This is a genomic window from Prolixibacter sp. SD074, assembly GCF_009617895.1.
GTDB lineage: Bacteria > Bacteroidota > Bacteroidia > Bacteroidales > Prolixibacteraceae > Prolixibacter.
The window spans coordinates 2,133,681-2,151,792 of record NZ_BLAW01000001.1; the positions used below are offsets into that span (position 1 = coordinate 2,133,681).

Below are 18,112 nucleotides of genomic sequence, written 5' to 3' on the forward strand. Positions count from 1 at the left end.
ATGGTAATCTTTGCATTAATAAAACAATGGCTTAATCGTGCGAAAAGTGTCTTAGCATCTTCTGGTAAGCAGAAAAGACTCTTGCCCGTGAAATGAATCCCACATATTTGCCTTCATCAAGCACTGCCAGGTTATACCGGCCACACGAATGAAACTTATCGGCCACCTCCTGCATCGAGTCGTTGCTCGACACGTAATACTCGGGCATGTACATCAAATCCTTCACCTTGATTTTATCGTATTGATCCGGACGGAAAATAAGGTGGCGAATATCATCCATTTTCAGCATGCCACGCATATGATTTTCATTGTCCACTACGGGAAAAATATCCCGGTGAGACACTTCTATAATTTTCACCAAATCGCCAAGGCTGGCGTCTGCATTCACCGGTTTGAAATCAGTTTCAATCAGTTTGGTCACCTTCATCATCGATAACACTGCTTTGTTCTTGTCGTGGGTGAACAATTCTTTACGTTGGGCCAACTGGTACGTATAAACCGAATTTTTCACGAACAAACGAACTGTCAGGTACGACACCGATGCCACAATCATCAGCGGAACAAACATTTTATACCCGCCGGTCAGTTCGGCAATCAGGAATATTCCGGTTAACGGTGCGTGCAGCACTCCGGCAATCAGACCTGCCATTGCGATAAGCGCAAACGTACTTTCATTCACCACATGAATTCCGGTGGTGTTCAAAAACATAGCGAACAACATTCCGGTATGCACCCCCATGAATAGCGTCGGCGCGAAAATACCTCCTACTCCACCAGCCCCGAAAGTGATACTGGTTGCAAAAATCTTCACCAATATCAGCAGAATGATGAAAACGAATACGGAATAGATGTTTCCCCGCATGAACTCGAAAAGCGAATTATCGTAAAGATACCCCATGTGTCCCTGGAGACAGTTGTTAATAGGGTTATAGCCTTCACCAAAAAGGGGGGGGAAAAGTAAAACAATCACTCCTAACAGGACACCCCCTATCAAGAGCCGCTTCCATTCACTTGACATCCCTTCGAACCATTCACTGATAAACCGGTACACTTTGGAAAAGTAAGCTGAAACTAACCCGGTCACAATACCCAACAAAATATACCAGGGAAGATCACCATGAGTAAAGGTTGCCTCAAACTTAAAAGGATACAATACATCCTGTCCCAGAAAGAAATACGATGTGACCACTGCTGTTATGGATGAAACCAACAACGGAATCAGTGAAAAAGAGGTCAAATCAATCATAATCACCTCTACAGCGAAAACAATGCCCGTAATCGGCGCCTTAAAAATGGCAGCCATGGCAGCAGCTGAAGCACACCCCAGCATTAACATGATCTGTTTGTACTCGAGGTGAAACAAGATAGCCAGATTCGACCCAATGGCTGCACCTGTTGCCACCGTTGGTCCCTCCAACCCAACCGAACCACCAAATCCAACCGTCAGCGAACTGGTGATAATGGACGAAAACATGTTGTGCCGCCTGATTTTCCCGTTACGCTGCGAGAGGGAATAAAGTACATTGGGAATCCCGTGCCGGACCGGCCGCTTAATCACATATTTGATGATGAAAACCGTAAGCGAGAGACCAATAATTGGGAATATGAAATTGAAATAGGTATGTATCTTTTCAGGAATGTAATTGTCCAGCAGCCCATCAATAAACCAAACCGTATTCTTAATGATTACTGCGGAAAAACCACCACCAATGCCCACCACAATACTGAGCATGATAATAAAGGTTCCCGGTTTTATATGAGTCAACCTCCATTTATGAAATCGGGCCAATGGGGTATTCAGGTACGACATGCTATTCCTATCTGCTATATTTTCCTGTTCTGAAAGCGCCATAAAAGTAAGAAAAAACGAGTAAGTTCAATATTCTAACCGGATTCACACAACCTCCTGACAGTCATTCACGACGATGAAAACTGCCTGCAGACTTGCTTCATTCATCTCCTTTTTCCCATCTTCGAATAGTTAATTGCAGCTTCGAATTGACAGCTCAAATTACGAAAACAAAAACTTTCTTGCAGAAAAAGTGTTGCTATGGATTCGTCCCTCGTATTACTTTTCACAACTAATTTACTATACATTTGAGGGTGGTTTGAATAAGCTACCTTTACCTTTTATTCAAATTATATATGGCACAAAATAAAATATGCAAACTCTTCAATATTGAATTTCCCATCATCCAGGCAGGTATGGTTTGGTGCTCCGGATGGAAACTCGCTTCAGCAATAAGTAACCACGGCGGATTAGGTATCATCGGGGCCGGCTCCATGCACCCCGAAACATTGGAAGAGCACATCCGCAAAGCAAGAAAAGCCACCACGAAAACATTTGGTGTAAATGTTCCGCTGTTCTATCCCGAGATAGACAAAATAATGGACATACTGGTGCGTGAAAAAGTGGAAATTGTATTTACCTCGGCGGGAAACCCGAAAAAATGGACTCCTTTCCTCAAGGAACACGGAATGACGGTCGTTCACGTCGTGTCGTCGGCCAAATTTGCCATGAAGGCGGAAGAGGCCGGAGTAGATGCAGTAGTTGCTGAAGGTTTTGAAGCAGGCGGTCACAACGGCCGCGAAGAAACCACTACCATGACCTTGATTCCGTCCGTGCGGAGAGCGACCAAACTTCCGCTGATTGCAGCCGGAGGAATTGGAACAGGCGCAGCGATAGTTGCCGCGTTGGCATTGGGTGCCGATGGCGTTCAGATTGGCTCCCGTTTCGCTGTTGCGGAAGAATCGTCAGCCCACCAACTATTTAAACAACGCGTGGTCGATGCTGTTGAAGGAGACACCAAACTGATGTTGAAAAAGCTCGCACCTGTGCGTTTGATGAAAAACCACTTTTTCGACATGGCTTCACAAGCTGAAGAACGTTGCGACGATGCTGATGCCCTGAGAGCGCTCCTTGGTAAAGGGCGTTCCAAAAAAGGAATTTTCGAAGGCGAACTGGAAGAGGGCGAACTGGAAATCGGGCAGGTTTCTTCCATCATCGACCGCATTCAGCCGGTGCCTGAAATTATGGAAGAGCTGATAACGGATTACCGGAAAACGCTTGCAATGCTTCAGCAACATTCATCATTTTAATAACTGTATATGATTTCATTTGAAAAACATACACTTCCCAATGGCCTCAAGGTCATTGTTCATCAGGATAAAGTAACGCCATTTGCGGCCGTTAATGTGGCATACAATGTGGGTTCCAAACATGAAAACCCGGACAGGACCGGTTTTGCGCACCTGTTCGAACATCTCACGTTTGGCGGAAGCCGGCATATACCCGACTTCGACACACCGGTACAGCAGGCCGGAGGTTCGAACAACGCCTTCACTACGGTCGACCTCACCAATTACTACATCACTCTTCCGGCGCAAAATATCGAAACAGCCATGTGGATTGAGTCGGATCGAATACTGGAACCTGCCTTTACAGATGCCATATTGAGCCGGGAGAAAAAAGTGGTTATCGAAGAGTTTAACCAGCACTACCTCAACCAGCCATACGGCGATGTGTGGCATTTGATCCGTGCCCTGGCCTACAAGGTGCATCCTTACCGCTGGCCAACCATTGGCAGCACGCCCGGCCATGTGGCGCAAGCTACCCTGAACGAAGTGAAGCAGTTCTTTTACAATCACTACGCCCCCAACAACGCGGTATTGGTCCTTTCCGGCAATATTGTCCCCAATAAGGCTTTCCGACTGGCCGAAAAATGGTTTAGTGAAGTTCCCTTCCGGGAATTAAAGAATCCTCCGCGGAAACCCGAGCCGGAGCAAACAGAAAACAGGGAATTGACCGTAGAGCGCGATGTTCCGATGGATGCATTCTATATCGGGTGGCATATGGGGGCCCGCGATGCCGACGACTTTTTTGCCGCCGATTTGCTTTCTGATATTCTTTCGAACGGAAAATCTTCCCGGTTCCAGCAACGGCTGGTGAAAGGGAAAAAACTGTTCAACGAACTGGATGCTTTCCTTTCGGGAGAAAATGACCCCGGCCTTTTCACGGTAGTGGGCAGGGTGAATCCGGGAATTGGTTTTGAAAAGGCAAAAAAGGCCGTTCTCGACGAAATACAAAAAACCGTTCAGGAAAAACCGCTGGACTATGAGTTGGAGAAAGTGAAAAACAAAGTGGAGGCACATCTGCTTTATCACGAAGTCGGATATCTCGACAATGCCATCCAGCTGGCTAATTACGAATTACTGGGCGATGCTGCTCAAATCAACGAACAGGTACAGCACTACCGTAAAGTAACGCCTGACGATATCCTTCGCGTTGCCGGAAAAATCTTCCGCGAAGGAAACATGAATACACTGAACTACTTATCGAAGAAAGACGGAAAATGATAAACCCCGACAGAAATCAACAACCGGACATTTCTCCGGTAGGAAAAATAAACTTCCTGGAACCGGAAAAACATCAGCTAAGCAACGGTTCATCGGTTTACCTGATGCATGGCGGTGAGCAGGAGATTGTGAAACTCGATTTCTTGTTCCGCGCCGGAAGCTGGTACGATAAACGAAAGCTCGACAGCGTAATGGCTGCATCGATGCTGCACGAAGGCACTTCGTCACGAACCGCTGCGCAGTTAGCAGGCACGTTCGATTTTTACGGGGCACAATTTAGTGCCAGTCCGTATTACGACAACAGCTACGTTTCGCTCCTCAGCCTGAAAAAGCACTTACCAACGTTGTTGCCCGTTGTGGCCGATATTTTCAAAAATTCAGTTTTCCCGGACAATGAATTTGAAATTCTGCGGCAAAAACGGAAACAAAAAGCACTGGTCGACTCGAAAACCGTTGGCATAACCGCTCAACGCACTTTTCTGCGCAAGATTATGGGAAATCAACATCCGTATGCGCCAATCAATTCATTTGATTTGTACGATAAGGCCACCCGCGGTCATGCTTACGAGTTCTACCGGGACCACTACACCTCGGAACGAATGAGTATCATTGCTTCAGGACATGTAGACAAAGACACATTGGAAATTCTGGAAGAATCGTTTGGTACACCATGGGGAGGTTCAACAAATTATGCCCCCGACCTAAGCCACATGCAGCTTCCGGCTCCCGAAAAGGTCGATATCCATAAAAAGGGAGCTTCGCAAAATGCCATTACCATTGGCCGGCTGACGCCTACGCTAAACCATCCCGACTATCCTGCGTTAAAAGTACTCCTAACCCTGCTTGGCGGCTTTTATGGCTCGCGCCTGATGAAGAACCTCCGGGAAGACAAGGGATATACATATTCGGTCCATACTTCGCCTATTCCCTTTTTACACCAGGGTATTTTCCTGACATTCTCGGAAGTGGGAACGGAAGTTTCGGCGGATGCTGTAAAACAAATTTATCATGAGATGGAACGGTTACAAAACGAGCTGGTCCCGGAAGATGAACTGGAAATGGTCCGCAGTTATATGATGGGACGTGTTTTGCGCGAATTCGATGGCCCCTTTGCCATGTCGCAAAGCTTTGAAACCATCTTTGAGTTCGGATTAACTTACGGATACTACGAACGGCTCATCGAAACCATCCGGAATATCACGCCAATCGAAATTCAGAATTTGGCCCGGCAATATTTATCGCCCGGTTCCATGACGCAGGTAATTGCCGGGAAGGTATAGACGTTCAATAAGAGAGGCAACTCAAATAGCAGATAAAATCACAGTAGCAGCAGGTGCCCGCCCTGTAGCAACGCATCGTTGCCATGTAGCAATGCACAAGTGCCCTGTAGCAGGCCATGCCACGCGAGAAGCAACACAAAACGGACCCGTAGCAAGCCATGCCCAACGAGAAGCAACTCATGACCTGACACGGTCTATGAATACTACCGATGTTATACAAAAAAAAACAGGATATACAGCCGGGGTACCCATGTCTGTAAATCCTGTTTCGTGATTATAAAAGAATTAATCCGGTTACGCCGGTTACGATTCTTTCCCTTCCATATCGGTTCTCGTTTCGATGAGATACACGTTTCGTTCGCTGGCGCTACGGGAAACCAGTTCGCCCAAAAATCCGGCTAAAAACAACTGTGTTCCCATGAGCATGAACGAAAGTGCCAGGTAGAAATACGGACTCTCAGTCACTTTGTCCGCGTGTATGCTATTGGCCACGCAATACAATTTGTAACCGCCCAACCACAGGGAAGCCAGAAAGCCAATGACAAACATAAACGTTCCTATGGTTCCAAACAGGTGCATTGGCCTTTTCCCAAAACGGGATATGAAATAGATGGACATCAAATCGAGGTAGCCGTAAATGAACCGGCTCATCCCGAATTTGGTCTTACCATATTTCCGGGCACGGTGCTGGACCACCTTCTCTCCAATCTGTGTAAATCCAGCCTGCTTGGCAATGTATGGAATGTAACGGTGCATTTCACCATACACTTCAATACTCTTCACCACCTTTTTCCGGTAGGCTTTCAAACCACAGTTAAAATCGTGCAATTTGATGCCGGTTACTTTACTGGCGGTAAAATTGTAGAGTTTGCTCGGCAGTGTTTTGGAAATCGGATCGTACCGTTTTTTCTTCCATCCCGAAACCAAATCGTAACCCTGCTCCACAATCATCTTGTATAGTTCCGGGATTTCATCAGGGCTGTCCTGCAAATCGGCGTCCATGGTAATCACCACATCTCCTTTCACTTCTTCGAAAGCAGTATGTAACGCTGCCGATTTTCCGTAGTTACGACGAAAACGAACACCCCGGATATGCTCATCGCTCTGGGCTGTTTCCTCAATCCATTTCCACGAACCATCGTTACTGCCATCATCCACATACACTACTTCGAATGAAAAACCATGCTCATTCATCACCCTTGTGATCCACGCGTGCAGTTCAGGCAGTGACTCTTCCTCATTAAATAAGGGTACTACAACCGATATATCCATCTGGTAAAAAGCTCTTTCTTTTTAATTCTGTTCTTCCTCGTCCACTACTTCACCGAAAGGTTCTTCGGGATTTCGTTTAAAGAAAATTGCAAGAATCAAAGAAAAGATAAATCCGAATAAGGTCAAAGTAAAGGCCTGCGAAACACCCATGATGGCAGGAGTCATCGCCTTCTTCGACATATTCATAATGGTTTCAACCTGATCCTCTGACATACCGTGCTCCAGATAAGTTTGCTCGGTGTAGATATAAAACTTATCAAGTAATCCGGTATCAATAAATTTATACAGGATGAAAATAAAGAACCCAAGTAAAATTGAGGAAAAAAATGCTTGAGCTGTCCCCAGGCCAAGCGCCCTTCCGTAGGGCATCCCTTCAGCTCCGCTTTTTTGGCGAAACAGGAGCATACCCCAGGAAATTCCACCTAAAAGCAAGGCATGGGAAATATATACACCTATTTGAGAAAATGGGTTTCCACTCACGTAGAATATCACCTGCGATAATATCAGCGCAAGTCCTAAGTACAATCCATAGGACATGGCAGGACCGAATACCGATTTATTTTGATTTTCCATGATCATGATTTTTCAATAAACATAAAACAAATATACCCCTTTTGGGTAAACAGGACAGCATTCAGCAAAAAGTTGCGTTAAAAATTTGTAACAGATACCGGGCTGAAAATAAATTTTTTATTCTTTGCACCCAAAAAAAAAGATACCCAATCCCCCCATTTTATTTGGTGCGAATGCTTTTTTTCCTACTTTTGCCGCCGGGTAAGTCCTACGCGACCAGCTCCTGCTGAATTCCCCCAGGGCCGGAAGGCAGCAAGGGTAGGCGGTTGTAGCGGTGCGACGTAGATCGCTTACCCACTTGCCGGATTAGCTCAGTTGGCCAGAGCACGTGATTTGTAATCTCGGGGTCGTCAGTTCGAATCTGACATCCGGCTCAGAAAAGTTCTTTAAACGTTTGTTGGGGAGATACCAAAGTGGCCAACTGGGGCAGACTGTAAATCTGCTGGCTTATGCCTTCGTAGGTTCGAATCCTGCTCTCCCCACACAGATGATGTTTCGAAGTTGACAACGATTCATCATGATGTGCATAATGTAAGCCTATTTTCGGAGTGAAAGTAAGGCTTTTTTTTACGCCCTGTTTGTGGCATTATGTTCTTAATTTTTTTGCCGGTAACGTTTTATTTATTTGCTTTGCATCCCCATAAAAACGGGACATAACGGATAATTAAAGCATCAACGGGGAGATACCAAAGTGGCCAACTGGGGCAGACTGTAAATCTGCTGGCTTATGCCTTCGTAGGTTCGGACCCTGCTCTCCCCACGTAAAATTTGCGGGAGTAGCTCAGCTGATAGAGCATCAGCCTTCCAAGCTGAGGGCCGCGGGTTTGAATCCCGTCTCCCGCTCAATTCGCCGATGTAGCTCAGGGGTAGAGCGCTTCCTTGGTAAGGAAGAGGTCACGAGTTCAATTCTCGTCATCGGCTCACAAAAGTCTGGTTTAACCAACCGGGCTTTTTTCGTTTATACCATCTGCATCAACCGCCCGATCCCCCTGTTACGAACAATGCGCTTCACCGGCGACAAACCGAGCAGGGACGAACGTATCTCGTTTACAAAATCGATATTGGACCAGCTTTCCGGTTGATCAACACCTTTTATTTTTACCGCAATCACGGTGCGTAGCGTGGAACCACGTACCCGGAAAGTATGCTCACTGTATTTGGCCGGATGAAAATGAATGTACCGGTCCGTATCTCTTCCTTCCAGGAATATCCATTTCGAGCCATCAGGAAGTAGCAAAAAACGGTATTCCTTCTCATTGTTCAACCATTCACAGTAGGATGGCCGGTTGAACGTTTTTTTCGCCAAGAGCCTGGATGAAACCATATCCAATATTGCCTGTACAGGTAATGTCCCGAAATAAATATCGGTCATGGGAGCACCAATTCCCGAAAGGGTTTCCGCTAATTCCCTATCTTCTGCTTTATGGTTAATTGCTTCAGTAATGAATTGCCGAATGCAGCCCAGGTGATGCTTCAGGGGATTGAAAATAAAGGGAGCCGGAACATCAAAATAATTATGTACTTTTAAACTTCTCATTTCAATAAATGTAAGCAATATGACGCAAATACACCCGAAAGGGCATCAAATGCCATCCAATTTTCCGGTAGAGCTTTACGAGGTAATTCGTGTTATCCGAAAGGTGCCGCTTTTCCTGGAGGAGCACCTGGACCGGTTATATCAATCGGCCCGGGTGGCAGAAGTACATCATTTGCCCGGTCCGGTTGCGCTGGAGGAGAAGCTGATTTCGTTTTTGCGTAATAGTAAAGTTTCGGAAGGAAACATCCGGCTATCGTTAACCATCCATTCGAATGAGGACGTACCGGAGCCAGCAATGGCATTTATTCCGCACCGTTACCCGGAAGGCCGGAACTATGCTGAAGGAGTTCGGTTAAGGACACTGATGTCCCAACGTGAATTGCCCAATGCGAAAATCTACCGCCCGGTATTGAGCCAACGAACCGATGAAATTATCGCCGAAGGGAAATACTATGAGGTGTTGCTGGTCAATCACAAAGGCTACATCACCGAAGGAAGTCGCTCCAATGTATTTTTCGTCAAAGGAAATCGGTTATATACTCCTCCCACCCAACAAGTGTTGCCCGGTATTACCCGAAAAGTCATCCTCCGTTTATGCATCGAAAATGACATCCTGATAAGTGAAGAACCAATAAAACTGTTGGAGCTGGATACTTTCGATGCGGTATTTATTTCGGGCACATCCGTCAAGGTTTTACCCGTTTCACATATCGATGATCACCAATTTGAACGCGCAAACATGCTCATAAGGAGAATCGGGCGCCTGTACGACACACAAATTGAATCCTACATCAGGAATAAAATTATGCCTTAACCCGTTTACCAATACACCAAAAAAAGGTCCGCCTGGGATAGACGGACCTTATGTTTGGTTACTATTCATCCTTTAATTCATCGCAACAGGAATACCCAGTATTTCGAGTGTTTGGGGGTCACCTTCAAAAACAATCCGGTTAATTTCGACGAACCGGTCGTACCAGTTCTCCAGGTCGCGAATTTTTTTCTCCAAATCCACGACCTCTTTTATTTCGGAACCTTTTTGCTTTCGGTATTCCCTGAAAACCTGCCGCATGATATCAATTAAATGACGTGCCTGCATTAATTCACTTTCCGGCACATTAATTTTCAGCATGGCTTCTTTTACTGACTCATTTTCCAGTAATGAGCGATAAAAAATATCGGCCTGCGAAAGCCATTTCTCGTAATCGGGATGTTCGGGGTAAGTACGTCTCCAGATCCTTTTTGCTTCTGTATCTTCCATTTCGTGCACGAACTGACGGTGCCGGTTATAAAAGTTTTCAAAATCGGTTTTTACTGTTTTAAATGATTCAAGTAATAAACGTTCTTTCCCGTCATAATTATCCGGCAAACGGTTTAACCGAATAACTTCTTCCAGAAGATTACGTGCTGAATGCATCGCACCGAAATCGTAACCGTAATTTGCCAACCGTGTCATGATATCGGGTTCGCTCAGGATGCGGTAAATAGAATTCTCAATTCTGGCCAGCGTAGTAGCCATTCTTTTGTCTCGATTTGTAATCATAATGGGAAGTTTTTTGGGATGGATAATTAAACTTCAATGCATTCAAGTTACGCAATATATCATGCGTAGTATGTCATTCTGTTAAGCACTTAACAATTGTTTCATCTTTTTACATCCGACGGGCATTCCCGCCACTTACCCCATTCGAATGTCCTGTTCAATTGAATCTTAATTCACGTTGCCCGTGTTTTCATTCTTACAGGAAAGGCCACAAAAGGATACAAAAAAGAGGAAGTTTTTGTGCCTCCTCTTTGTATTTTCATTCTTTTTCGAATCTGTCATCCCTATATCTGGGAATAACTTAGTGGTTCATAAAACCGGTTTACAATTTCGGAAACCGTATTCGCATATTCCGGCTTGTCTTCCATCTGCTTCCATCCTTCACTCTCACCAAATTTTTTCCACAGGGCATCGCGTTCTTCCATATTGTTAAAACTAAGCATATAAGTTAATGATGGCATGGTGTCGCCGGCCAATACTTTGCCAAAAAACAACGGCGAAAGTCCAACCTCATTGAATAGTGCCAGTTCCTCCCTGTTAAACATCTCTATCTTTCTTCTCCCCGCATCTTCACTGTAACTTTGATAATTACGCAGTTCAAAAATTCCCGGTTCCCCGGTAGAAATTTTTATTTCCGGAAAACCGGAAAATGCTTCCAGCAAATATGTCGTATAACGGGAATACACGTAGTTGTCTGCAGGAAGGCTATTGTATTTTTGTGCCGCTTTTCTGAAAGTTTCATCTTCTGCCCATTCCTCTTTCACCTTGAAAAAGTCCTTACCCGAATTGTAAGGGATAAGTAATAATATTCGTGCCGGATGTTCAGCCTGTATTTCGCTAAAAACCCCGACATGCTCTATTCCGGCCCGATTCAAAGCCGGGATCAATGCGTATCTGAAATATTGATCGAGGAACTCCTGTCTTTCTGATCGAACCAGTTCATAATCCCGTAATTCGTAAAACTGCTTACGGGAAGATGAGGCTCTTCCGGCTCCAAGAACACTCGCAGATACAGCCGTACCGGCAGCTCCCACCATGGCGGAACGAAGAAAATTGCGACGTTTCATATTCGTTTTATCAGTTTGGTTAATAGACTTGTTAATTTACACCGTTTGCACAAGGATAGCAAACCTGCCGGTTTCAGCTGCTTTTCCTATTTCTGAAAATGAGAGTTTTACTTATCTGCAGGGACACTTTTCCCCTTCCGGTAAACCGAAAACGGACGAACGAATTGCCATGAATCAACAAACAGTTACCACACTGAAGACTGTCCACATTTTTGCCATCGACTTCTTTCGGGCGGACATTGGGTGGCTTTCAATGCGGTTCCGGATGGCTTTGGGGAATCGTCAAGCCGTTTAGCTTTGGCATTATTACTGCTCGGCAAAGTCCCAACAGAAATAATAAGCGCGTTTATCGTTTGGTTTTTATTGTGGTATATCTGCTATTTCCTCCACAAGCAAAAGATTTTTATGGATTCAAATCCATAAAAAAAGCCACCCTAAAAAAGGTGGCTTTTCAATTATTTTGAGCTTTAAATTATTCCTCAAGGGCCCAGTCCATAGCAGCCATACGCTGGTATGAACGGTAACGCCATTTAGCATTCGCTTCAGCAGCTTTGAAGAGCCGATCGGCTTCAGCCGGGAACGACTTCTTCAGTGCAGTATAACGTACCTCACCGTTCAGGAAGTCCTGGAATTTGCTCCAATCCGGCTCTTTCGAATCGAGCTGGAACGGATTCTTTCCTTCGTCCTCGAGCAGCGGATTAAAGCGGAAGAGCGACCAGTAACCGCTTTCAACGGCACGTTTTTCTTCTTCCTGCGAGCGCCCCATCGAGCTGCGCAATCCATGAGCAATACAAGGTGCGTAAGCAATAATCAGGGATGGTCCGGGATAAGCTTCAGCTTCGCGCAATGCTTTCAGGTACTGTGACTGGCTTGATCCCATCGCCACCTGTGCAACATATACGTAACCGTAACTCATTGCCATGGCTCCCAGGTCTTTTTTCCGGATTTTCTTACCCGAAGCAGCGAACTTAGCTACAGCACCAACCGGAGTTGCTTTAGAAGCCTGTCCGCCTGTATTCGAGTAAACCTCGGTATCGAGAACCAATACGTTCACATCTTCACCGGAAGCCAATACGTGGTCCAAACCTCCGTAACCGATATCATAAGCCCATCCGTCACCACCGAAGATCCACATCGATTTCTTCACGAGATACTGCTTCAGCGATTCGATTTCACGAGCATAAGCTGCATCTTTTCCGTTGATAGCATCCAGCACTTTCGCGGTAGCTTCTTCTGATTTCTCAGCATTGGCCATACCTTCCAACCATTCGGTGAAAGCTTCGCGTTCAGCGTCCGAAGCGCCGTTATTGAGCGCTTTTCCCATCACATTGGAAAGACGTTCGCGTTGCGCTTTTACACCTTCGGCCATACCGAAACCATATTCGGCGTTATCTTCGAAGAGTGAGTTTGCCCAGGCCGGTCCGTGTCCGCTTTCGTTGTTCGGGCAGTACGGAGTTGCCGGAGCTGAAGCACCGTAAATGGAAGAACAACCGGTAGCGTTGGCAATCATCATGCGCTCACCGAAAAGCTGAGTTACGAGTTTCACGTATGGAGTTTCACCGCAACCGGCACAAGCACCGGAAAATTCGAAGAGAGGCTGTGCAAACTGCGTGTTCTTAACCGTTTTGGTCTTATCGACCAACTTGTCTTTGTACGATACGTTGTTGGCAAAGTAATCCCAACGCCCTACTTCTGGTTCCTGGGTATCCAGAGGCTTCATTACCAATGATTTTTCCTTGGAAGGACAAACATCGGCACAGCTACCACAACCGGTACAATCAAGCGGGGCAACCTGAATACGATACTGCAATCCGGCAAACTGTTTTCCATTGGCTTTAATGGTTTCGGTTCCTGCAGGAACACCAGCCAGTTCTTCCTCATTTACCAGGAAAGGACGAATGGCTGCGTGAGGACAAACATAAGCGCACTGGTTACACTGAATACAGTTTTCCGGTACCCATTCCGGCACATCAACAGCAATACCACGTTTCTCGAAAGCAGTTGTTCCGGCAGGGAACGTACCATCTTCGATTCCTTTGAATGTAGAAACCGGCAGGTCATCACCTTTTTGAGCATTGATGATATCAACCACATTCCTGATGAAATCAGGACGCTCGCCGATAGTTGTTACACCTCCATTTGCGCCCAGTTTGGCCCATTCAGCAGGAACGTCGATTTTCTGCACGTTTTTTCCTCCGGCATCAACGGCAGCAAAGTTCATATTGACAATGGTCTCACCTTTATTACCATACGATTTTACAATCGCTTTCTTCATTTCGTCTACAGCCATTTCGTAAGGAATGACTCCGGTAATTTTAAAGAAGGCCGACTGCATGATGGTATTGGTACGGTTACCCAGACCAATTTCGGTAGCGAGTTTGGTACCATTGATGATATAGAAACTAATGTCGTTCTCTGCCATGTAACGCTTCATGTGATCCGGCAGGCGTTTCTTCGTTTCTTCTTCATCCCATATGGTATTCAACAGGAAGGAACCACCTTTTTTTAACCCTTTCAATACTTCGTACTGATTCAGATAAGCCGGTACGTGACAGGCGACAAAGTCGGGAGTAGTAATTAGGTAAGTCGAACGAATTGGGGCGTCACCAAAACGCAGGTGTGATGCGGTGAAACCACCTGATTTTTTCGAATCGTAAGCAAAATATGCCTGACAGTATTTGTCGGTTGAACCACCAATGATTTTGATGGAGTTTTTATTCGCACCAACCGTACCATCCGATCCCAGACCGTAGAATTTTGCTTCGTACAATTCATCAGGAGATACTTTTACCTCGGGCAGCAATGGCAGCGACTTGAAGGTCACGTCGTCTTCGATACCAACGGTAAATTGATTTTTAGGTTCGGGCAATTCCAGGTTATTATAAATAGAAATGATTTGCGCGGGGGTAGTATCTTTTGATCCTAATCCGTAACGACCGCCTACTACCAGCGGAGCATCTTTCTGTCCATAGAATACATCGCGAACATCGAGATACAAAGGCTCACCGTTTGCCCCCGGTTCTTTGGTCCGATCGAGAACAGAAATGCGTTTTACTGACTTCGGCAGGACATTAAGCAAGTACTTGGTTGAGAACGGACGATACAGGTGAACTGTAACCAGGCCTACTTTTTTACCCTGACTTGCCAGGTAATCAATGGTTTCGCGGATGGTTTCGGTAACCGAGCCCATTGCCATGATGATATTTTCAGCATCGGGTGCACCGTAATAAGTAAACGGATGATATTCACGACCAGTGATTTTGCTGACTTCCTTCATGTAATCTTCAACAATATCCGGAACGGCATCGTAGAATACATTAGAAGCCTCTTTTGCCTGGAAGAAAATATCAGGGTTCTGTGCGGTACCACGGGTCACCGGATGTTCCGGGTTCAACGCGCGGTCACGGAACTCCTGTAAAGCATCCATATCAACCAGTGGCGCCAAATCATCATTCTCCAGCACTTCGATTTTCTGAATCTCGTGCGAAGTACGGAAACCATCGAAGAAGTGAACGAAAGGCACGCGGCTTTTAATGGTTGAAAGGTGAGCAATACCGGCCAAATCCATTGCTTCCTGGACCGAACCGGAAGCCAACATTGCAAAACCGGTTTGACGGGTCGCATAAACGTCACTATGATCGCCAAAAATTGACAGCGCATGCGTTGCCAAAGTTCGGGCGCTTACGTGAAATACGGTAGGTAAAAGTTCGCCCGCAATTTTATACATATTGGGGATCATCAACAAAAGCCCTTGCGATGCAGTATACGTTGTGGTAAGCGCACCCGACTGAAGTGCACCATGGACAGCGCCAGATGCTCCACCCTCACTCTGCATTTCTGCCAAACGAACCGGTTGTCCAAAAAGGTTTTCACGGCCTTTAGCCGCCCACTCATCTACACTTTCCGCCATGGGTGATGACGGCGTAATGGGATAAATACAAGCTACTTCGCTAAAAATATAACTGACGTATGAAGCAGCGTAATTACCATCACAGGTTATGAACTTTTTTTTGTTTGCCATTTGATTTTGACTTTAAAAGTATAATAATCGTTTGTCGTATAATTAGTTGAACCGTAAATCCTTTTTCAATACAGAAAACCAAAAAGCCACAATGGAATGATGTTACCATCACCAATTTCAATCATATCGGCCGCGCCATATTGCTTCGGTTTTTCCGGCTGTGTATATTTTCCCCCCACCCAAAAATCGTATTTTCCGTCGACACGGAAATCGGCCTCCGGCGTCGAGGTCAATGTATGCTGATATCCCACCTGATTATAGAAAAATGTCTGCCTCAGGTTACGATTGTTAATGTTTTCCGGAGCGATGGCATGCAGCAAATTGGTATTGTGCAGGTATACCAGGTCGGGTTTCTTTAACTGCCCGTTATTACCATTCGGAAAAAGCATGTTGATAAGCCGTGCATTTTTCAGGTAACGGAGGTAATTCAGTACGGTTGCCCGTGATATCTCTACTTCGGAGCTCAATTTACTCACATTTGGTGCCAATGGCATCTGTGCACTGATGATCTGCAACAGCTTTCGCAGTTTTGGCAAATATTTTAACTCTATCTGGTTGAGATATGTCACATCAATTTCGAGGGCCAGGTTCGCATGCTTCAATAAATTCTCGGTATAAAAGACCTGGTTATTGATGAAATAAGGATAATAACCGAATTTCAGATAATCGGGGAAATACGCCAACGGCCTTACTTCACTAATGATATCCCGAACAATTTCCTCGTGCCGGTTAAGAATATCTTTCAGCGTAACTTTTGAGAAGTGTTTCCCCGCACGGTAATTTAAATATTCGCGGAACGAGAGGCCTTCCAGGTGATAAACACGGGCAATGTCTTTTAACACCTCATTTCCTTCAATCACACGAAGGACCGGCGAACCACTGAAAATAATTTTCAACCCGGGCAATTCATCGTAGCACTGCCGCAACTCAGTTGCCCATCCCGGATACTTATGAACCTGATCAAGGATCAGCACTTTTCCGCCCCGTTTGTAAAATTCGTCGGCAAATGAAAAAATACGACGCTTTGTGAAATAGAAATGATTCAGATTGACATACAGACAGCTCTTGTCTTCGCCAAATTGTTCCCTTACATATTCCAGCAGAAAGGTAGTCTTTCCCACTCCTCTGAACCCTTTAATACAAATCAGGCGATGTTCCCAATCAATATCTTCGACCAGCTCCCTGTGAATCAATTTATTTGATTCGCGGACTAAATAGCGATGTGTGTTAAGAAAGTATTCCACCTTGAGTAAACTATTTTCAACAAAAATAAACATCCACACCACAATTTTGCTATCTATAGATTACAATTTTACCTTTTGAATGCTATTTATATCTGGTAAAAATAAAAGTAACATCTCATCAATATATGAATATCGTAATATTCAACAAGGTATGATGTTGCTTCTTATTATTTTCAACCCCCGCGGCACGCCGCCTAATGGCTTATAATAAGGCACTTGGATTCGCCTGGTTGATTTGTAATACAAATGATACATCTTTTTATCCGCAATGAAACAACATCACACTATTCTTGCTACTGGAAACTAGCTGCACCAGCGGAAGGTTATGAAACGGACATTGCTTCGAAAAACTGAACTTATTGAGAAGACACCCTTTCACTTTAGCATGTATTCCATAATCAATATGTAATAAGTGGTTTATCTGCAGCAATAAATATCGAAACAACCCGGTTACCGGGTATCAATTTTATTTTGATCCCATGAAAACAACAACATTTGAGCAACCTGTAACCATGCAACCTGACCAGATAAGAGCCAACCATATTTTAGTAGTTGATGACGAAGCCGATTTGTGTGAAATTCTTCAATTTAATTTAGAGAGTGTAGGATTTAATGTGGATACCGCTTACTCAGCTGAAGAGGCACTTGAACTCCCGTTGGAAAAATATGACCTGATTTTGCTCGACGTAATGATGGGCGAAATTTCCGGGTTTAAACTGGCCAACATACTAAAGAAAGATGAAAGACTAAAAAATATTCCGGTTATATTTATTACTGCTAAAAGCACGGAAAATGACACGCTGACCGGCTTCAATCTTGGAGCCGAAGATTATATTTCCAAGCCCTTTTCGATAAAAGAGGTTATTGCCCGGGTAAAGGTTGCACTGCGGCATCTGGAAAACCACTCCGAAAACAAAACATCCGTAATTAATGTTGGTGACCTGAAAATCTATCCCGAGGAAAAGAAACTGGTCATTGATGGCCACACCATAAATCTGACCAAAAAGGAGTTTGAAATTCTACTGCTACTATGCGAGCATCCTGGCAAGGTATTTACCCGGGAAGAGATACTCACACAAATATGGGAACATGAATCATATATTCTCGACCGGACCGTTGATGTAAATATTACCCGCCTACGGAAAAAGATTGGACGCTATAGTAAAAGGATTGTCACCCGCCAGGGATACGGTTACTGCTTTGAACAGGATCGTTAAAC

At 45.0% G+C, this 18,112-nt stretch carries 13 protein-coding genes, 5 tRNA genes and 1 other RNA gene; 11 read left to right on the top strand and 8 right to left on the bottom strand.

Annotated elements, in window-relative coordinates; translation table 11 throughout:
* Positions 1-31 precede the first annotated feature (31 nt).
* Positions 32-1,732: a chloride channel protein gene (locus GJU82_RS09275; RefSeq protein WP_228488642.1), complete on the bottom strand. Its 1,701-nt coding sequence runs from the start codon at positions 1,730-1,732 to the stop codon at positions 32-34.
* A 413-nt stretch (positions 1,733-2,145) separates the two neighbouring features.
* Here GJU82_RS09275 and GJU82_RS09280 point away from each other — a divergent pair, with 413 nt between their 5' ends.
* From GJU82_RS09280 to GJU82_RS09290, 3 genes are read left to right on the top strand one after another with little or no spacing between them, the layout of a single operon-like run.
* Positions 2,146-3,099 carry a nitronate monooxygenase family protein gene (locus tag GJU82_RS09280; protein WP_153631898.1) on the top strand — a complete coding sequence of 318 codons (954 nt, stop codon included), beginning with the start codon at positions 2,146-2,148 and terminating at the stop codon, positions 3,097-3,099.
* Between the two features lie 9 nt (positions 3,100-3,108).
* A complete protein-coding gene (locus tag GJU82_RS09285) occupies positions 3,109-4,356 on the top strand; it encodes a pitrilysin family protein (protein ID WP_153631899.1) in 1,248 nt (415 codons plus the stop codon).
* On the top strand, positions 4,353-5,636 hold the full coding sequence (locus GJU82_RS09290) for a pitrilysin family protein (RefSeq protein WP_153631900.1): 1,284 nt from the start codon (positions 4,353-4,355) through the stop codon (positions 5,634-5,636). Before GJU82_RS09285 ends, GJU82_RS09290 begins: the two co-directional genes overlap by 4 nt.
* Positions 5,637-5,939: 303 nt before the next feature.
* Here the strand turns inward: GJU82_RS09290 and GJU82_RS09295 are convergent, their stop codons facing one another.
* Both GJU82_RS09295 and GJU82_RS09300 read right to left on the bottom strand, forming a co-directional pair.
* On the bottom strand, positions 5,940-6,908 hold the full coding sequence (locus tag GJU82_RS09295; RefSeq protein WP_153631901.1) for a glycosyltransferase family 2 protein: 969 nt from the start codon (positions 6,906-6,908) through the stop codon (positions 5,940-5,942).
* 21 nt (positions 6,909-6,929) lie between these two features.
* Entirely contained in the window at positions 6,930-7,481 is a 552-nt protein-coding gene (locus GJU82_RS09300) for a DUF4199 domain-containing protein (RefSeq protein WP_194831017.1), read from the bottom strand.
* 199 nt (positions 7,482-7,680) lie between these two features.
* On the opposite strand from GJU82_RS09300, the gene ffs reads away from it, so the two are divergent.
* The 6 genes from ffs (at position 7,681) to GJU82_RS09330 (ending at position 8,402) form a co-directional block, all read left to right on the top strand.
* Positions 7,681-7,780: signal recognition particle sRNA small type (gene ffs, locus GJU82_RS09305), an RNA gene on the top strand.
* Position 7,781: 1 nt separating this feature from the next.
* Positions 7,782-7,855: transfer RNA gene (locus tag GJU82_RS09310), tRNA-Thr, on the top strand.
* 25 nt (positions 7,856-7,880) lie between these two features.
* Positions 7,881-7,963 (top strand) — tRNA-Tyr (locus GJU82_RS09315).
* Between the two features lie 195 nt (positions 7,964-8,158).
* A tRNA-Tyr gene (locus tag GJU82_RS09320) sits at positions 8,159-8,241 on the top strand.
* A gap of 10 nt (positions 8,242-8,251) precedes the next feature.
* A tRNA-Gly gene (locus GJU82_RS09325) sits at positions 8,252-8,324 on the top strand.
* A gap of 6 nt (positions 8,325-8,330) precedes the next feature.
* Positions 8,331-8,402: transfer RNA gene (locus GJU82_RS09330), tRNA-Thr, on the top strand.
* A gap of 37 nt (positions 8,403-8,439) precedes the next feature.
* Here the strand turns inward: GJU82_RS09330 and GJU82_RS09335 are convergent.
* The gene (locus GJU82_RS09335) at positions 8,440-9,018 is read right to left on the bottom strand and encodes a hypothetical protein (protein WP_153631903.1); all 579 of its coding nucleotides are present in this window, start codon (positions 9,016-9,018) and stop codon (positions 8,440-8,442) included.
* A gap of 19 nt (positions 9,019-9,037) precedes the next feature.
* Here GJU82_RS09335 and GJU82_RS09340 point away from each other — a divergent pair, with 19 nt between their 5' ends.
* Entirely contained in the window at positions 9,038-9,832 is a 795-nt protein-coding gene (locus GJU82_RS09340; RefSeq protein WP_153631904.1) for an aminotransferase class IV, read from the top strand.
* A gap of 72 nt (positions 9,833-9,904) precedes the next feature.
* Here the strand turns inward: GJU82_RS09340 and GJU82_RS09345 are convergent, their stop codons facing one another.
* From GJU82_RS09345 to GJU82_RS09360, 4 genes are all read right to left on the bottom strand, one after another.
* Positions 9,905-10,561 (bottom strand): hypothetical protein, encoded by a 657-nt coding sequence (locus tag GJU82_RS09345; RefSeq protein ID WP_153631905.1) that lies wholly within the window; start codon positions 10,559-10,561, stop codon positions 9,905-9,907.
* Between the two features lie 284 nt (positions 10,562-10,845).
* Positions 10,846-11,628, bottom strand: coding sequence for an NIPSNAP family protein (locus GJU82_RS09350; RefSeq protein WP_228488643.1), 783 nt, complete (start codon positions 11,626-11,628; stop codon positions 10,846-10,848).
* Positions 11,629-12,100: 472 nt separating this feature from the next.
* Positions 12,101-15,649 (bottom strand): pyruvate:ferredoxin (flavodoxin) oxidoreductase, encoded by a 3,549-nt coding sequence (nifJ, locus tag GJU82_RS09355; RefSeq protein ID WP_153631906.1) that lies wholly within the window; start codon positions 15,647-15,649, stop codon positions 12,101-12,103.
* 65 nt (positions 15,650-15,714) lie between these two features.
* A complete protein-coding gene (locus GJU82_RS09360; RefSeq protein ID WP_228488644.1) occupies positions 15,715-16,926 on the bottom strand; it encodes an AAA family ATPase in 1,212 nt (403 codons plus the stop codon).
* Between the two features lie 446 nt (positions 16,927-17,372).
* Here GJU82_RS09360 and GJU82_RS09365 point away from each other — a divergent pair, with 446 nt between their 5' ends.
* On the top strand, positions 17,373-18,110 hold the full coding sequence (locus GJU82_RS09365; RefSeq protein WP_228488645.1) for a response regulator transcription factor: 738 nt from the start codon (positions 17,373-17,375) through the stop codon (positions 18,108-18,110).
* Positions 18,111-18,112: the final 2 nt, after the last annotated feature.

Coding starts and splice junctions, on each gene's coding strand:
- GJU82_RS09275 (WP_228488642.1), bottom strand. CDS start 1,732: ATGCTCAGTATTGTGGTGGGCATTGGTGGTGGTTTTTCCGCAGTAATC.
- GJU82_RS09280 (WP_153631898.1), top strand. CDS start 2,146: ATGGCACAAAATAAAATATGCAAACTCTTCAATATTGAATTTCCCATC.
- GJU82_RS09285 (WP_153631899.1), top strand. CDS start 3,109: ATGATTTCATTTGAAAAACATACACTTCCCAATGGCCTCAAGGTCATT.
- GJU82_RS09290 (WP_153631900.1), top strand. CDS start 4,353: ATGATAAACCCCGACAGAAATCAACAACCGGACATTTCTCCGGTAGGA.
- GJU82_RS09295 (WP_153631901.1), bottom strand. CDS start 6,908: ATGGATATATCGGTTGTAGTACCCTTATTTAATGAGGAAGAGTCACTG.
- GJU82_RS09300 (WP_194831017.1), bottom strand. CDS start 7,481: ATGGAAAATCAAAATAAATCGGTATTCGGTCCTGCCATGTCCTATGGA.
- GJU82_RS09335 (WP_153631903.1), bottom strand. CDS start 9,018: ATGAGAAGTTTAAAAGTACATAATTATTTTGATGTTCCGGCTCCCTTT.
- GJU82_RS09340 (WP_153631904.1), top strand. CDS start 9,038: ATGACGCAAATACACCCGAAAGGGCATCAAATGCCATCCAATTTTCCG.
- GJU82_RS09345 (WP_153631905.1), bottom strand. CDS start 10,561: ATGATTACAAATCGAGACAAAAGAATGGCTACTACGCTGGCCAGAATT.
- GJU82_RS09350 (WP_228488643.1), bottom strand. CDS start 11,628: ATGAAACGTCGCAATTTTCTTCGTTCCGCCATGGTGGGAGCTGCCGGT.
- nifJ (WP_153631906.1), bottom strand. CDS start 15,649: ATGGCAAACAAAAAAAAGTTCATAACCTGTGATGGTAATTACGCTGCT.
- GJU82_RS09360 (WP_228488644.1), bottom strand. CDS start 16,926: ATGTTTATTTTTGTTGAAAATAGTTTACTCAAGGTGGAATACTTTCTT.
- GJU82_RS09365 (WP_228488645.1), top strand. CDS start 17,373: ATGAAAACAACAACATTTGAGCAACCTGTAACCATGCAACCTGACCAG.